Here is a 17,920-nt window from a genome sequence, read left to right on the forward strand (position 1 = left end):
TGCATTAGGCTCTATTCCATATGCGCAAATAAAGGCCGGGTAGGTGCCATGGTCCAGTTCACTTTATAGGCATAACAATCGATGTAAACCGGTACTTCCCACGGCAGACAGACCAGTTCAATATCAGGTATCGAACAACTCAGCGTCGGCCTTGGGTCTCCGTAATGAATGTATTCGTTCAGCCTCCAGTAATACCACACAGCAAACTGATCCGATAGATTCCACCAGTACCATTCATGCTCGCCGCCATAGAAAGTGTGGGGATCGTATACCGGCAGGTCACACGCTTCATAGACCCGCAGAACCAGCTGTTCGCTACCACATTCCGTGACATCAATATAATCGTCGAAGACAAACATGTTGATCCAGTCTTCAATGGTCACATTTATGGCATCATAATAATGATGGAAATCGTATTCATCCAGGCAGTTCTGATAGTATGACCACCAGTAGTTGCGCCAGTATTCGATGCTGTCCATGCTCGCTACTGCAAAGTGCAACTGGTCACAGCAGTTGTCGTGGCTGCCATCATCCAGGTCTTTCGCATAGACACGGGCCCAGCATTTCTCCGGATCCAGCGTCACCTGCGTGATCTCATCACACACCGGCGTCGGTGGCGTGTTGTCGTAGACGCTGATGCCCTGCAGTAACAAGGTCTCGTTCCAGCAGCGGTCACGGATGTGGTACAACACATTATGCCAGCCTTCAGGGAGATAGACATGGGCAGTGCTACCTTCTTCAATATTTCCCGATTCGAGCAGTGTCTTGCCGGGATGCGATGGATCTACGTATTCAATCTCATAGTAGACCTCTATCTGGTCATCACAGTCTTTTAATATCCACGCTCTCGGGTCTGGCAAAGTAACTCCTGCTTTGCAGTCGTGGGGATCCACTTCCGCTTTCAACACTTCACAGGCTACCAGGGCGCCCTTCTCACGGGCAAGGCGATTCAATGATGCAGGCACTTCTTCACAGCTCGTGCCTCCATGATCATCGATCGGGTTGAGGTATGCTTCTTTTATCACCGGTGCCTCGGTATCCGTAATCTTAAACCACTGCACACAGGTCGTATCACGCCGGCCACACCAATCATAGATGTGCCAGGTCCGGCGGATCTTATAAGACTTGCCACAGGTCGGTACGATATGATCTTCGTAATCAAATACAATCTGGCATTTGCCAGTATTGGTAAAATCAGGACCTGCATCGGTATGAAGCGGCAATAAATAACCAGGTTCCTGTCCTGGTTGCGTGCTCTTCAGATAGGGCGCCGGAAAATAACCATCTCCTTTCGTCGGCCATGGGTGCGCATAACCCTGAGCATCCAGATAGGTATCTCCGTTCTTACCGGTATTCCAGAGCAGTTCCACGGTTTTATTGTTTCGAACCACTTCGGTTGTACACTCGATCAGAGTGTCCGGTCCGCAGACCAGACTGTCGATCGTCTCCTTGCGTACAAACAACGTATCGCGGCATTCGGCGTAGTTGCCCCAAACATCAGTCGCACGTACCTTCCGTGCCAGATAACCGATGAACTCGCGGTCATCGCAACCCAGATCTGTCCACTGCTTCTCCAGAATATCCGTCGTCGTCGGATAAGGCTGGCAAAGGTCCGTGATCACTACCAGGTCTTCCCGCTCGCTCATCTGCAGGCAGCTGATCGTATCGTTCTGACAATAAATTTGTGGGCCCAGTTTGTCTTCCAGTTTTAGCGTACCCCAGCATTTACCGCCCGACTGGATGTCTTCCACCACATAGGTCAAGGTCTGACCGACGTGCTCGTAAGTCAGGGTAGCTCCCGGGATGGGTGTCAGTGATCCCGGTATAAACACCTCACAGTTGTAGCGGTCGATACAACCGGCGCTACCTGTCACCAGCACATCACGAGCGGTGATCACACGCTGGCAGTCACTGCTCAGGCTGATGTTCACATGATCCTGGCACGCCAGGCCTGCTGCCGCCCGTTTTGCGGTGGATTGCAGAGGTTGGGCCTGGCCGTTCTCCAAAACGGTGATCGTAAAGGAACAGGTATCGTTTTTGGTGGGTGCGTTGCTCGCTGTATATGTCACCAGGTACGTTCCGATGTCAAGCAAGCTGTCGGAGGCCGGTCCGGCGATTCGAGTGACGATCGGGATACAATTGCTAACGATTGTAGGATCGGCATAGGGTACCTGGCTAACGCATGCAAAAGGCGCCGTGGTTACGGTAATGTCAGGGGGGCAGGTGATCATCGGTGTATCGCAACAGAAGCTGTTGGGATCATCCACGGTCACAATTGCCATACAGGAATCACGGTTCCCATTGTTGTCAACCGCAACCAGATAAATGGAATTGTCCCAAAGATCATTGCAGGTAAAAGTAGATTGAGACAAGTAAGTACTGGCTATTCCGCAGGCATCGGTTGGAGCCATCAGTTGAACATCACCAGGCATGATCGTTACAGAAGGGTCGGGCATGGTATTCTGGATGTCCACCATGATGTTTTGGCAGGTTACTACCGGTGCTGTGGTATCCCGCACAGTAATGTACGATGCACATCTGCCAACATTGCCACTGGGATCCGTTACATACAATGAATCAATGATGAGGCCAATATTAGCACAGGATACCGATGGAAATCCCGATTGATAGCTTTGAATGCTGCAATTGTCCGTACTGCCGTTGTCCAGATCCATCGGACTAATTGAGGCCGAACCGGAGTTGTCCAGATAAACCGTGATATTTTTGCAGAGTGCAGTGGGTGGGGTATTATCTACTACATTGATGCTAAAACCGCAACTGTCAATGTTACCCGATGCATCCGTCGCATATAAAGTTACCTGTACCATGCCAACACCAGTCAGGGTGCCGGGAGCTGGTTGCTGCGTGACAACCGCACTGGGATCGCAATTATCATTGACCATAGCCAGGCCTGTGTAATCGGCCAAGGCATTCATACAGGTTGGCCCGACAACTGCATTTGAAAAGTTCATCGGGCAAGAGATACTAGGAGGTATTGTATCCTCCAAAATCAGGGTTATTAAGCAACTTGCTGAATTACCGGAACCATCCACTGCCATCATCGCAACAACCGTATTACCAGTTCCATTTAAGGTCGTACCCGGTGAAGGCGATTGACTTAGCACAGGCATACCACAATTATCGGTCGCAGTGGCCAATCCGGTAAAATTTTCTACACTGTAATTACAGTTAATATCCATATACCGGGTCTGGGTGCCCGGGCAAGTGACGGTAGGTCGGACAGAATCGGTAACAGTTACATAGGCCATGCACTGGTTCATATTGCCGCTGGCGTCCTGTAAGGTGAGGCTCACTGGATTGCTGCCGCGATTTATACAGGTAAAGCTGGCAGGATTTGCAATCCTTGTGGAGATCCCACAATTATCCGAGCTGCCGCCATCCACATCAGAGCCGGTAATAGATGCATTACCACTACCATCCAGGTAGACAGTGATGTTTTGACAGACCGCTACCGGACGGACCGAATCCAAAATGGTTACGACCGCCGTGCAACTACTTGAATTGCTGTTTACGTCGTTTACGATTAGTCTAACATTATTGGATCCAATATTGGCGCAACCAAAGACGGCAGGCGTGCTGGTTAATTGGCCTGTACCACAATTGTCGGAACTCCCGCCATCCACATCTCCGGGAAAAACCGTTGCGGAGCCGGAGCCACTCAGATAAACGGTAATGTTTTGGCACACCGCAATTGGTCTGGTCGTATCTCTTACGGTTACTGTAGCCATGCAACTGTTTGAATTCATACTGGCATCGGTCACAGTCAGTGTAACCGGATTACCGCCAACATTTGCACAGGTGAATGCGCTGGGACTGACCATTGTACTGGCAATGTTACAGTTATCACTGCTTCCCCCATCTACATCACCACCCGTGATGCTGGCATTACCACTACCATCCAGATAAACCGTGATGTTTTGGCACACCGCAACTGGTCTGGTGGTATCCGCAGAAAACAGGGTCACGGTATCCGAAGCAACACAAACTGCATCCGGAAATGCATCGTCGGAAGCCGTGAAGGTGTAGAATCCGGCCGGGAGGTTGGTAAACATCCCGGTTGCATTGGTAGCCATGACCGGACCACTAAGTAAATAAGTGACCGTGCCTTGTCCGCCACTGGCGGTGACGGTAATCGACCCGTCATTGCCGCAGGGAGGATTAACTTTGCTGGAGCTGGTAATGGCTATCATACAGCCAAGAGAGTCCTGAGTACCTGTGCCGGAAGCCGTGGGTGAATTTGAATCACACATCAATACACTGGTCCCCACCCAACTACTGGTTCCATCGTCGGGCGGGTTGGGGAAAGAAGCATAGGTGTTGTAAAAATAGACGTCCGTGCCCGGAGATTGCGCGCGCAACTCCCAACGGCCGAGCATCGGGTTGTAAGCGATTTCAACCTGATAGGTTAAGTTGTTGTAAATGTTGCGCCCGCCCGAATCCATGCCGGCAAATAAGAAGATGATGGGATTCATGGCGTCCAGACAGGGTGCATTGAAAAGTACGCCATCGGCCACGGTAGGATTGGGATCACAGCCATCCGGAATGTGGTCCATATCCATATCGGCATTATCGTCAAACCCTGGGCAGACATCGTTGTCGTCGCACACACCGTCCATATCGGTGTCGCCACCCAGCATCGCACAAGGATCGGTTCCAATCGTTGATTGGGTGCCGGAGCCGGTCACCGTGGGATTGTCCGTACAAATGCTACCATCGGGAACCCACGTCGAGGTGGTATTATCCGGAGGATTTGGTGACGAAGCAAAGGTGTTGGTGAAATAAACGTCGAAATTACCGCCTCTTGCACGGATCTCCCATTGTGATGCACCCGTGTTGTACCGGATCTCCAAGCTGGACATGGCGTAATAGTATACGTTACGTCCCGATCCATCCGGGCTATTCATCGCATCGTAGGTAAAAGTAAATGTACCTCCGAAACAAGTGCTGTTCACATCGATGGTCTGGGCAGATAGATCCCAGAGGTATAGCATTGCGAAAATAAAGAGTATTGGTTTTTTCATATCGGGTCCGTCTTGCAATAATTCTGGATAGCAACTTCGCTGTATCAATAAATAACTTAAATGTAAGGAAATATGTATTACCTATTCATCTTAGCATGAATTAGTAACAAATTTAAAAATTACTAATGGAATGCCTTTAGGCAATGAGTTTTGCCCAAATTGGCGCATCACCTATTGATAAAACCGGTAATTAACAAAAAAGTCCTATGATTATCCTCTCCTGCAAATCAGCCCCAACTCATTCTGAATGCGCAATATTTCTTTTTGTGGGAGATCGTTATTAGGCAATATGAAGAGGTTTTCCAACGATGGCACGTGGTTTTCCGTAATCCCCCTGGCGTCTTTCAGTTTATTTCCGTTCACATATAATGTCTTGATATTCAATAGATTTGATATTGGAATCAGGTCTGAAATCGCATTGTTCTGCACGTAAAGTGATTCCAGCTCTTTCATTCCTTCAATCCCTTGCAACGAGGTTAATTTATTCTCAAAGGCAAACAGATGCTTCATCCGGGTAAATTGTTGCAAAGGTGCCAGCGATGAAATATCCATATTGGAGATGGAGAGATACGATAAATGATAAAGTGGTATCAGACCGGATAGATTGGTGAGAACCGTACTCATATTGGGGTGCGCTGCAGACGGGCCGGCGAAACGCAATGTATCGATTTGCAGCAGGAGGATCATCAGCTCTTCATCTTGGGGTGGCTCCAAGGTTGGACCCTTACCATAAACGGCTTCATTGTAAGCCATCTTCCATTGGATCTCCAGGTCAAGCCACCAATTGCGGGCCCGGATCAACTCTTCCGGGGTGGTTTTAATAATAAAGTGCATTCGTATTCACTTCTCGGACCGCTAATTGGTTATTGACTCTACAAGCGTATGCAGTTGAAGATCATCCTCTGGATGGGAATATGCCTTCCAGAGCAATGCTGACATAAATTCCCAGGAATGGATTGCGGATATTGAACGGTTGGTTACCGCCATTATTGGCGACAGTTACATTTCCATTCATCATGGCACCGGAAAATGCACCGCTGTTGTAAATGGAGTTCCCCCCGGTATTGGCTGCAAAATTTGATCCTGATCCGGAAGCGCTATTGGCCAATCCCGCACCCAACTGAACCGTACCCCCGTGATTGTGTGATGGCATATTGTTTGTGGTCAGGGTTACATTTTCCACTCCAGCTGATTGCCCCTGGATTATCGGTGATAATCCCGGACCAGAACCAGCATGTACGATCGACCGGCCGCGAAGATTTGGTAATGCAAAAGTAGTTTGACCATCGCCACCATAAGTAGTGCCAATCAGAGCAAATAAGGCATCATATTGCGATATAGCTAATAATTGTCCATCACAAAAGGCCCAGCCCCTGGGTGGAAAATTGAAGCCAAAAGGTTGAATCTGCCCAATAAATGGTGTCATATTTAATGATTCAAAAGTTTCGAAAATTAGTTTCTTGATGGAAATAGACCTACCAACGCAATGCTGACATAAATACCAAGATATGGATTGCGGATACCGAACGGCTGACTTCCGCCCGAATTTGTAATACTTACGTTGCCACTTGCCATATTCCCGGAAAAAGCTCCCCCATTGTAGATCGAATTGCCGCCGGTATTGGCTGCAAAATTTGATCCTGACCCGGAAGCGCTATTGGCTAATCCGGCACCCAACTGAACCGTACCCACGTGATTGTGGGATGGCATATTGTTTGTGGTCAGGGTTACATTTTCCAGACCGCCCCTTTCACCCCAACTTATTTGAGATAAGCCTGGACCAGTACCTGCATGCACAATAGACCGCCCGCGAAGGTCGGGCAGTTGAAACGTAACTCGGCCATCGCCGCCATAAGTGGTGCCTAATAAAGAAAATAGTGCCGTGTTGGTGGAGATCGCTAAAACCTGTCCGTCACAAAAGGCCCAGCCCCTGGGTGGAAAATTGAAGCCGAAGGCTTGAATCTGTCCTAAAAATGGAGTCATTGTATTCGTATTTTGAGGTCGAAGAAATCGATTGATGTGGAAAGTGATGAAATGTAAATCTTGAGACACATCAAGTGGCAATGAAATCCATCACCCTAAATTACTCTTGAGCAGATAAGCAAGTTACGCTTTTTTCTAAGACATTACCATCTATTTTTAAATTGGAACACGATCAAGCAGATCCCTGATCAATTCCGATTCGGCGGCAGTGAGTGGAACAGGCGGTACATGTCGACGGTCATAATCATTAATACGGTGCGCCAACACGTCCAGATTAATGCCACTCGCACCGGAAAATTGTTCCAATTCGGAGATGACTTTCTCCGGATGTGTTATAAGATCATCATATGCAATCCAAAATACCTGGCAGGATTTTAATTTTTGTTTGGCCTGGGTAAGATTAGTACGCCAAATGGAGATGAACTCGGCAATAGCATCCAGGTCCTGACACATAAAGGCATTTTTTGCAGAACAAATGCAATCACGGATGTCCCTGACGATGTAAATGATTTTAGTGGCAGGTATCAAATTCATAATATTTTCCAACTGAAATGCATTCCATCCCGGTAGCTTGACACCCCATCGATCTCTGCCATGATCACGGGCAAATCGGGCATAAAATTCAATCGAGTCAGCAATCAAACATTCAAAGTTGGCGAGATACGCTGTAGTATTAGGGATAAGATCAGGGATCCAATCATCGACATCTCCTGCTAATACCTGCTCCAATTGTTTGTTTCTCCACTCACTGCGATGGTCGAACATCCCTTGCTTTTGAATCCATAAACCCAGCATTAAATTGATATCATGCGCACATGATTCGCCATAGATCAAGGTATTGGGAGCAGAAGAGAGTAATCGCTGGATCAAGGTCGTTCCAGACCGCTGAATGGGAGATGCCACCAGTAGGGGTTCCAGTTGATGCAACGGATATTTAATTGCCAAAATAAATAGGATTTGTTTGTGGAATCCGGCTGATCCCTTGAATTCCTAAATATAACTTGGATTCATTGGAGATTTTAATATTTGATCTTTAAATCATTCATTAAGTTGCAGGCACTTCGTTTGATTTAATAAATCGTTTCTGTCGTCCAATTTTGAAGCATATCAAGTAATAATGATATCTTTCTGATTCATAGCGGGAAGTTTATTCCCCTATAATTGTAGAATGATGACCCGAAGAAACTTCTTAAATACCAAAGTACTGCTTGCATCCCCCCTGCTTTTGATTGGAACAAATTTTATTCGAATACCCGGAATCTTTAGTTTATCGGGAGAAGAATACGATTTATTTCAGCATCATAAGGAGAACATTACAACGGAGTTAAGCTTGACAGGGCGTTTGACCAATGATCAAATTGAACAAATGCTGTATCCTAAACGATTTATTTCCGTTTCCGGGAATCGTCGGACATATTCCTTTCATTTTATGAATAAGCTGGGACAGGAAGTTAAGTTTGAATTTAAGAAAGATAAAGCGATCTCTATATTTCTCGCTTAACCCAACGCTCCATACAGGCCTGAATGTACTGCAGCCTAATAGTATTGGGCTGTCAGGCACGTCCCAGGAACGCGACCCATAACAGCAGCATGATCTGGATGTCAGAAGCCGAAGGTAGGAAGGCAGGTGTTTGTTCATTCACCTTCACCAACTGCTTTCTCGATATTCCTCTTTCGGTTCCCAAGAGATAGAACAATACACCTTCTGACGATTGCTTTTGCAATGTCTGCATGGTATTGGTTCACTATGACCATCTTACAGACGATTACTTTGGTAATGTCAGCTACTGACGAATACTATCGCAATGTCGGCATTGCCTTCGCGCTTCCTCCTCTTCACTGACGAACACTATCGTGTTGTCAGCATCCTATTAATTCACCTTCACCATGCGTTTATTGATCACCCCGGATTTAGTTTCCAACTGATAAAAGAGCACCCCTTTCACTTCCGGGATACTGCCAGCCTCCAGCGTGATCAGATGATTACCTCCCGAATAGCTGCCACTCACCCGGTATAACTCTTTACCCGTCACATCCATCACCTTCAGCGTGGCTGTCATGCTCTCCGGCAACCAGAAGCCAATCTTCGTCTCACCGCTGAATGGGTTCGGCGTGTTCTGATACAGCTCTGGCGTCCTTATCCCTTCTCCCTTTACCTTTTGCCCCGGAGATGCTACTCCGGATCCCGACTCCGTCAATGGACTGCTGTCCTGGCAGGCATTACCGGTGTTGTCCTGTAACAGGAGCGTTGTCGTACAGAAGTCTTTATTACCGGCTTCATCTATGACCCAGATATCCACTTCGATCTCTTGCGAACGCCCATCCGGAATATCTGCACAGGTATAGATCCAACTCGGTGTGGTGCCATCCTCGGTAAAACTGAAGATCAATTTATCCGCATTTGTACAATTGTCGTAGCTGCCCGCATCAAAGTCCGTAGCCCAGATTTCCACTTCACCCGAAGGACTCATCACCACCGTGCTGATCCCATGATAGCAATAAGGTGTAGGTTTCTTGCAATCCTTGATGGTAAACGTGGTATAACACATGTCTTCGTTGCCACAACGGTCGGACGCGATCAAACGCACCTGGTAAGACCCGGCAGGTAATGGGGCTACCAGCACCTGACCTTCTCCGCGCAACACTTCCACTCCAGCCTCATCTTCTACGCTATAACGATAAGACATATCGACCGGCAAGGTACAGTTGTCCGACACACTGCTGACCAGGTTGTAAACCACGGTCGCCTCTCCGCAGCCATCGTTGATGCACTTATCTTCCAGCACCGCACATTCGAGTACAGGCGCTTCGTTATCTACTACCTTGATCACCTGGATGTATTCCATAAACCCATCACCATCATCCTTCAGATTCCGTACAACACACTGACGCGCTTCTCCGGCCAGCAGCCGGTCGTCGACGATCACGTCCGGATAGCGGTTATGGAGATCCGGTGAATAAACACACCAGTCGATCAGCTTCCAGTGCCTTAAGATCTTATAACACCCTTCCGTTACATCGTAACGCTCATCCGAGTACGTCACCCCGATCAGCTCACAGTCGTCGTCGCTGATCTCCGGATAGCCTGCTCCCGTGCGGTCCGCTGCCAGGTTCGCTCCATCCGTACAGTCCACCACCACATCTGCCGGGAAGATCACCTCAAAGTCGGAGCGTGGTTTCACATACAGGGTCTGCGTATCGTGTGCGGTGTTACCACACTTGTCCGTAGCCGTCACCGTCTTCGTCAGCGTCCCTACCCCACATTCGTTCAGACTGCCGGTAATCTCCACTTGCGTATCCGGCAATGAACAGTTGTCTGTGATCACCCAGTCTTCCGCTGTCTCCTCAAAGTAGCTTTGTGGATCCGGATGACCGCCATCCTTATTGTCGTATTGATCCAGCAGCAACCAGATCTGGCAATAGATCGGCTTCCAGTCGTGCGACAACTGGGGTATGATCGTCGCCAGTCCATCCACACAGGCGTCGTACGCATATCCTTCCACCTGGGGCCCTCCGTAATAGCCGTATTCGCCACCATCCCACGGTTGCTCCACACAGCAACTCACCACATCGTAACCACCATTGGGCGGCGTCAGGATCGTGAACACCAGTTGCGGCGTGATGCAATGATCACTCAGCACATCACCGCCTTCACAGACATCATGCGCAAAGCTTGCTCCTTCTCCTCCTAATTCCACCGACTTTGTCCCGTAATCGTAATGCTTGGTGACCGTCCAGTTGTAAGGTACGCCGTCGCAGTACACCGTAACATCTTCAGGTGCTACGACTACCGGCGGGGTCTTGTCGTCCTTCAGCACCTCGATCCAGCAGTCGTTGTATTTCGTCTTCAGCAGATCCGTGTACATGAAGTTTTGTTTCACCTTCAGGCCCACCAGGATCTCCGGTATATTGTCTACAATGCACTCGCCTATATCTGCATTCAGGATGTTCTGCAGTTCCAGCTCGATCTGATCCAGCGTCATCTTGTTCAGCTGTACAAACTGACCTTTATCTTTGTAGTATTCCACCAGGCACCATACATAACGCAGGTACAGCGACTCATTCGTGATGCAGCCCAGCAATGGGAAATAATCATCCCAGCATGCATTCATCAGCTCGTAGAAGAAATGCTCCTGCTTCGTATCGATCGTCCACTGGTAGACCGCCGTAGGTGTACCCCCCGGTGTCGTCTGATAGATCGGTGGCAAGATGCACGTCACGTTCTTCTTGATGTGTTCGTCGTAGGGCCGCAGTCCACAGGCCTCGTAAACCCGCAGCACAACCTGGTCTTCTCCACACTCCGTCAGGTCTTCAACCACATCGAAGGCACACAGGTTCATCCATACCTCATGCGCCACCCGCATGAACGACACCAGGTTGGGAGCCTCGGTCTCATAGAGGCCCAGGCCGTCAAATGGAATGTCTACTCCAAAGTATTCTTCCGTCACCGACGACAAAAACTCCTGGAACTGCGCTTCGTAGTAGTCTACGCTGTCCTTCAGCGCCACCGCATAATACAGCTGATCGCAGCAGTTGTCGTGGCTGCCGTCATCCAGATCCTCCGCGTTGATCCGCGCCCAGCAGCTCGCCGGGTCCAGGGTCACCTGCGTGATCTCATCACATACCGGCGTCGGAGGCGTTGCATCCAATACCTGCACCGTGATCCCCGGTATTAACAGGTTTAAAAAATCACCCAGACTGCCTAAGCCACCGAAGGCCCCATCCGGAAATGCCTCAAAGCTCGTATTCCAGCAGGCATCAACCATCCGGAACTTCACCGTAAAAACCCCTTCCGGCAGATAGATGTCATCCGGCAGCGTACCACTCAATACCGTCGTCTTGCCCGGGTGGTGCGGATCCGCTACTTCAACTTCATAACCCATCTCAAACGGGCTGCAGTCAAAAAAGTATTTCTTCAAATCCGGCAAGTGGACATGCGCCTTGCAGTCATGCGGTTCCGTGTACGCCAACACCGTAAAGCGTTCTATCAACTGCAGCAGTGACGTCGTATCCATATCGAATCCGCTGTACAGATAAGGGAAGATATTAAACAGCGGTGGCGTCGTATCCCGTACGATGATCCATTGTTCACACGTCGTATCCCGGTGTCCGCACCAGTCGTAGATCGTCCACGTGCGCCGGATCTTCCGCGATTTGCCACAGATCTCGAATACCTTATCCTCGTATTCCGCTATTGTGTTACAGTGTGCATTCGCCAGGTCTGGAATGACCTGGTAATAATAATCCGGTATCCATAACGGACTCCGATCCCCATCCAGCGTCTTCACCTCCGGATAGGCAAGCACATCATGTTGGCCCAATAAATTTGTTACCAGCTGCAACGTCAACGGATCCAGGGCGTCCAAATCCAGTTTCACCCCAGGTATGCTAATCAACGAGTCCAGGTTATCCCCATAGATCGCTTTAAGGTATTCCAGCGTCGTACATTCCAATTCGATCGTATCCGGGCAGATCAAACTATCCAGGCGGTTCCGCTCGATCCAGATCTCCTGCACACATTCGTTGTGATTCCCATATGGATCCGTGCTCCGGATCGTCCGCGTGATCTTTCCGCTGAATAACGAATCTTCGCATTGGTAATCTTCCCAGATCGAATGCACAATTTCCACCCGCGCCGGATAGGGTCCGCAGTCGCTCACCAACGATTCCATGTAATCGTCGGTCGAGCGTATCGCCGCTTCCAGGCATGTCAGCGTATCGTTCTCACAGCGGATGACCGGGCCCAGCTTGTCTTCCACTTTCAGCGTACCCCAGCATTTACCGCCCGACTGGATGTCTTCCACCACATAGGTTAAGGTCTGTCCGACGTGTTCGTACGTCAGGGTAGCTCCCGGAATCGGAATGAGGCTTCCTGGTCTGAAAACTTCGCAATTGTAGCGGTCGATACAGCCGGCGCTGCCACTCACCAGCACATCACGAGCGGTGATCACACGCTGGCAGTCGCTGCTCAGGCTGATGTTCACATGATCCTGGCATGCCAGGCCTGCTGCCGCTCGTTTGGCGGTGGATTGCAACGGTTGCGACTGCCCGTTTTCAAGTACCGTGATCGTAAACGAACACGTGTCTTTTTTGGTGGGGGCATTACTCGCTTCGAACTGAACGGTATATATCCCAATGTATAGCATGCTGTCCGATGCCGGTCCGGATAGCTGTGTAATCACCGGCGTACAATTGCTCATCACGGTTGGTGACGAGTAGCTCACCGGTACCTCACAGGCAAAAGGATCAGCAGTCACCGTGATATCCGCAGGACACGAAATACTTGGCGTATCACAGCAATAGAAAAAAGGATCAAACACTGTAACAGGAGTAAGGCATGAGTCCTTATTCCCGCTTACATCTCTTACGATCAAATAAATCATCTTTGTCCCCAAATCCTGGCAGGTAAATTCCGACTGAGAAGCATATAAGGTATCAATGTCACACGCATCCGTTACAGATGCAGCAAATGAAGCGATAATCGATCCATAGCCAACTCCATCCAGATAAACAGCGATGTCCTGGCATGTTATTACCGGGCGCGTGGTGTCCAGAACCGTTACCATCGCCATACAGCTTTTGGAGTTCATGGATTGATCGGCGACAGTCAGTACAACCGCATTGGGTCCTATATCTGCACAGGTAAAAGCTTTGGGGCTGGTTGAATAAGAAGTAACACTACAATTATCCGTGCTACCTGCATCTACAGCGATGTCAGTGATGCTGACGCTTACCATTCCATCCAGATAGGTCGTAATATCCTGACACCGTGCCACAGGAGATACCGTGTCAACAACCGTAACATTCGAGCTACATGAGTTGAAATTTCCAGACTGGTCGGTTAAGGTGGTAGTCACCATTTGGGATCCAATATCGGAACAGTTGAAAAACCTTTTTGAGTATACGTCCCGCGGAAGTCCACAGGCATCATAGAAGGATTGTAGCGTACTAAATGGAGTTATCCCTGCTGAGCCACTCCCGTCCAGATACAGGGTAATGTCCTTACAAGTCATCCTGGGGGGCGTGGTATCTAAAACTGTCACAGAAAACTGGATCGAATCCTTATTGCCAAAACAGTCGGTAGCCACATATTTAACGCTGGTAACCCGTGTAGCAGGAAAATTATTGCTGCCGGTCGTACCCATGGAGGTGGTTATGATGACGGAAGGAACAGACGAAACCACCAGAGATTGTAAGCAGCAATTGTCCGTCCCTGTCACTTCAGGCCAGCTAACAGGTCCACCACAGCCAGCTCCACCCTGATAGCCGATCAGATCACCCGGATTGTTCAGGATCACCGGTCCTATCGTATCAATGATCGTAATAGTTGACTGGCAAGAATCTGCATTCCCGTTATCGTCGGTAACGATCAGGGTATCCATAACGAATCCCATTGGATTACATTTGACCATGTCACTGGTGAGCTGATAAGAGAAAATGTTGCAGTTGTCCGTACTGCCGTTGTTTAAATCTCCTGTGCTTAAAGCTGCCATTCCGTTATCGTCCGCATAAACGGTAACATCTTTGCAAGCGGCAATTGGAGGAATATTATCAACTACATTAATCACAAACTGACAACTATCGATGTTTCCACTGGCATCCGTTGCGTAGACGGTTACATCGACCATCCCCGTCCCGGTAATCGTGCCCGGTGAAGGATTCTGACTCAGCACTGGCATGGGATCGCAATTATCCATAGCCATCACCGACATGCGATAATCAGCCAGAGCATTCTGACAATTGCCGTCGACCTGAGCGTTCGAAAAATTCATCGGACATTGGAGGGCAGGAGGGACTGTATCCCGTACCGTCACCATTGCTACACAGGAAGCACTGTTCCCGGCAGCATCGGCCACGGTTAAGGTGACCATCTGAATGCCCAGGTCTGTACAGTCAAAACCGGTCTGGGAAGCCATGTAACTGGTAATTCCGGTATCATCGGTACTTCCTCCATCCAGATCCTGAGCCATAATCGATCTATTCCCGGTTGCATCGAGATCTACGGTCAGGTCTTTGCAGACCGCCATCGGTGGCGTTGTGTCGGTGGCAAAACACAGGGATACGGTATTGGGGACATTGACGTTATCCAATGAAAAGGTATCATTCTGTGAGTTGGTATTAAAGCATACACGAATTTGCAGTGAATCTCCAGTAATCCCTGTTCGAACTATGTTAGTACTTCCGTTATTTCCTGCAGTCGTATATTGAATGGTTTCAGTGCCACCACCTACCCCGTTGGGTATTTTGGTAAAAGCGCCATTCCCCGTTCGGAATTGAACCGAAATGTAATCTTCCGGATCAAAACTGGCCCAGGTAAGATCCACTCCAAAGGATACTGAACCGGAGGAACCAATATTAAGAAAGGGGCTGGTCCAGCACACTTCTTCATCAAGGTCGGTGCCGGAAAGTTTACCTCCGATGGTGCGCAGATAATCACCATTGTCCCTTCCGATACCTGCGGGCGGTTCATCGTAGGTCCAGGGTGAAAGGGTCCAGTTCACACCAAAGAAGTTATTCACCTGATTAATCAGGTAGCCTCTTCCATCGACAGAAAATGTTTCCTGATAGGGCCCATCCACATTATCAGGTACTGCATAGACCTGTACGGAGGTACACCCCGGTCCGGAGCCGTCGGTAATGGTGACGGTATAGAAACCTGCTGCTAACCCGCTGATATCCTGGGTCGTTACACCATTGGACCATAAATAGGTATACGGCAAATTGCCACCTCCGGGAGTTAAGTCTATGGTGCCATTACCTTCATTACATATGTCCGGACTAATGGTTGCAGATTGTGTTATCGGAGAACTAATTATGGTTGTAGAAGATGAAATAGTACATCCGGTAGCATCGCTCACACTCACTGAATACATACCAGCAGCTAAGCCAGTAATGGTGTACATACCTCCCGAACTGGCTATTTCTGTACCTCCCGGATTACCGCTACTTGGTCCAGCCCAACTGACATTGTATCCGGGAGTCGCGCCGCTGGCCGTAACCTTTATGGCGCCTGAGTTGGCGCCATTGCAGACGATATTGACAGGCGACAGGTTTACGGTTGGCTGGGTGCAATACAACATGACTCCTGACTGGGGGATGGAAACACTATCGATTTGGACCACTTCTGCATTGGCGTTGGTATTGACTACTACCCGTATGCGTATGGTTGACCCGGAAAGTCCGGTTGTTGTAACGGTGGCAGAGCCGTTGATCCCGGTGCCTGCACCACTGGCATATCCAATGGTTGCACAGGCGGCCCCTCCTACCTGATTCGGTATCATGGAATAGGCGCCCCCATTGATACTGTATTGGACTTTGATAACATCCAGGGTTGCATTGGTGCCATAAGGACCGGATATGCACGAATTCGCTACGACATCATTGTCAAAACCATTCCAGACCAATTTTACAGATAAGGAAACCGTACCCGCTGAACTGATGTCAATCAATGGACTTTCCCAGTACACTTCCTGGTCCAGGTCTATACTCTCCAATACGCCGGCAGCAGTCGTTTGAAAATAATCCGTAGCGTCTCTCCCCGAGAATCCGGAAGTTGTATTATCCGGAGACCAGGATGACATCGTCCAGTTGACACCGGTGAGATCATCCACAAAATTTATTAAATAGCCTTTGTTCGGTGTATTGAAGGTCTCGAGGTATTGACCAAAAACAGTATGCGCAACAGATATCAAACAAATCAGGGCAAAGAGTTTCCTGCCTGAATTGTTTGTAATGATGTGTAGAAGTGTAAAGTTGCTGGTTTTCATAAGTTGGTCTTTGGTCGTTTGTGGTCCAGAGCAAGCTCTGAAGCAAATTCAATGTTTCCTTATACTGTTTAAGTTGACCGGATGAGTGAAGCTACCAGACTATATTGTATATGAGAGCAGCAAAAATTCCGTAGGGCTGAATGACCTACCTTACAGTCTGACCCGGTATTTTTTACCTGACGAAAATAGGCAAAATCCAGGAGATATCCATTTTATTCACATAGATATTATTACTATGTGTTTTTTGTTGTTATTGATGGCTTTGATGGAAAATTTTTAATCCATGCGAACATTGGTTTCTGGATCTGTCTTAAAGTGAGGCCCGCTCTTCGGGATTGTTATAGCTTGATACCTTAAAAGACAAAGCAGCCATCCCAAATTGAGATGACTGCTTTGTCTTATATCCTGGTTGTCTTTTAGAACTTCTATCGCTTTGTCAGCATAAAATTAATCCACTTTTACCATGCGCTTATTCAACACCCCTTTCTCCGTTTCTACTGACGCTCCCTTTGGTCGGTCAGCACCGGTCAGCATCGGTTAATTCACTTTCACCATGCGTTTATTCAATACCCCTTTTTCGGTTTCCAGTTGGTAAAATAACACCCCTTTCACTTCCGGGATGCTGCCAGCTTCCAAGGTAATCAGATGATTACCGCCCGAATAACTGCCTGTCACCCGGTAGAACTCCTTACCCGTTACATCCATCACCCTCAGGGTGGCTGTCATACTCTCCGGCAGCCAGAAGCCGATCTTCGTCTCCCCGCTGAATGGGTTCGGCGTATTCTGATAGAGCTCAGGCGTCCTTATCCCTTCTCCCTTTACCTTTTGTCCGGGTGTCGCCAATCCAGTTCCCGACCCCGTCAACGGACTGCTGTCCTGGCAGGCATTTCCAGTGTTATCCTGTAGCAGCAACGTCGTAGTACAGAAGTCCTTGTTGCCGGCCTCATCGATGACCCAGATCTCCACTTCAATCTCCTGTGATCTTCCATCCGGGATATCGGCACAGGTAAACGTTATGCTTGGGGTCTCGCCGTCTTCCGTGAAGCTCAGGATCAAGTCATCGGCTGTCGTACAGTTGTCGTAGCTGCCCGCATCAAAGTCCGTAGCCCAGACTTCCACTTCGCCCGA

8 protein-coding genes are annotated in these 17,920 nt (G+C 48.8%); 1 reads left to right on the forward strand and 7 read right to left on the reverse strand.

The features are described 5' to 3' along the window. Positions 1-11: 11 nt before the first annotated feature. The 5 genes from H6570_15070 to H6570_15090 all read right to left on the reverse strand — a co-directional run bounded on the left by H6570_15070 (position 12) and on the right by H6570_15090 (position 7,970). Complete coding sequence (locus H6570_15070) at positions 12-5,042, reverse strand: HYR domain-containing protein (protein ID MCB9320602.1); 5,031 nt, start codon at positions 5,040-5,042, stop codon at positions 12-14. 210 nt (positions 5,043-5,252) lie between these two features. After that, on the reverse strand, positions 5,253-5,876 hold the full coding sequence (locus tag H6570_15075) for a leucine-rich repeat domain-containing protein (GenBank protein ID MCB9320603.1): 624 nt from the start codon (positions 5,874-5,876) through the stop codon (positions 5,253-5,255). 61 nt (positions 5,877-5,937) lie between these two features. After that, on the reverse strand, positions 5,938-6,468 hold the full coding sequence (locus H6570_15080; GenBank protein MCB9320604.1) for a phage tail protein: 531 nt from the start codon (positions 6,466-6,468) through the stop codon (positions 5,938-5,940). A 26-nt stretch (positions 6,469-6,494) separates the two neighbouring features. Then, positions 6,495-7,025, reverse strand: a complete 531-nt coding sequence (locus H6570_15085; GenBank protein MCB9320605.1) for a phage tail protein — start codon at positions 7,023-7,025, stop codon at positions 6,495-6,497. A 156-nt stretch (positions 7,026-7,181) separates the two neighbouring features. Further along, complete coding sequence (locus H6570_15090) at positions 7,182-7,970, reverse strand: sulfotransferase (protein MCB9320606.1); 789 nt, start codon at positions 7,968-7,970, stop codon at positions 7,182-7,184. Positions 7,971-8,196: 226 nt separating this feature from the next. Between H6570_15090 and H6570_15095 the strand changes: the two genes are divergently transcribed. Next, positions 8,197-8,526 (forward strand): hypothetical protein, encoded by a 330-nt coding sequence (locus H6570_15095; GenBank protein MCB9320607.1) that lies wholly within the window; start codon positions 8,197-8,199, stop codon positions 8,524-8,526. A 370-nt stretch (positions 8,527-8,896) separates the two neighbouring features. Here H6570_15095 and H6570_15100 read toward each other — a convergent pair whose 3' ends face one another. Both H6570_15100 and H6570_15105 read right to left on the reverse strand, forming a co-directional pair. Continuing rightward, on the reverse strand, positions 8,897-16,792 hold the full coding sequence (locus H6570_15100) for an HYR domain-containing protein (GenBank protein MCB9320608.1): 7,896 nt from the start codon (positions 16,790-16,792) through the stop codon (positions 8,897-8,899). Between the two features lie 537 nt (positions 16,793-17,329). Continuing rightward, positions 17,330-17,920, reverse strand: a 591-nt coding sequence (locus H6570_15105) for a T9SS type A sorting domain-containing protein (protein MCB9320609.1), incomplete at its 5' end; no start/stop codon positions are given.

The organism is Lewinellaceae bacterium, from assembly GCA_020636135.1.
Classification (GTDB): Bacteria; Bacteroidota; Bacteroidia; order Chitinophagales; family Saprospiraceae; genus JAGQXC01.

Excerpts from the sequence above, each read along its gene's own strand:
- H6570_15070 (MCB9320602.1), bottom strand. The coding sequence starts at position 5,042 with ATGAAAAAACCAATACTCTTTATTTTCGCAATGCTATACCTCTGGGAT.
- H6570_15075 (MCB9320603.1), bottom strand. The coding sequence starts at position 5,876 with ATGCACTTTATTATTAAAACCACCCCGGAAGAGTTGATCCGGGCCCGC.
- H6570_15080 (MCB9320604.1), bottom strand. The coding sequence starts at position 6,468 with ATGACACCATTTATTGGGCAGATTCAACCTTTTGGCTTCAATTTTCCA.
- H6570_15085 (MCB9320605.1), bottom strand. The coding sequence starts at position 7,025 with ATGACTCCATTTTTAGGACAGATTCAAGCCTTCGGCTTCAATTTTCCA.
- H6570_15095 (MCB9320607.1), top strand. The coding sequence starts at position 8,197 with ATGACCCGAAGAAACTTCTTAAATACCAAAGTACTGCTTGCATCCCCC.
- H6570_15100 (MCB9320608.1), bottom strand. The coding sequence starts at position 16,792 with ATGAAAACCAGCAACTTTACACTTCTACACATCATTACAAACAATTCA.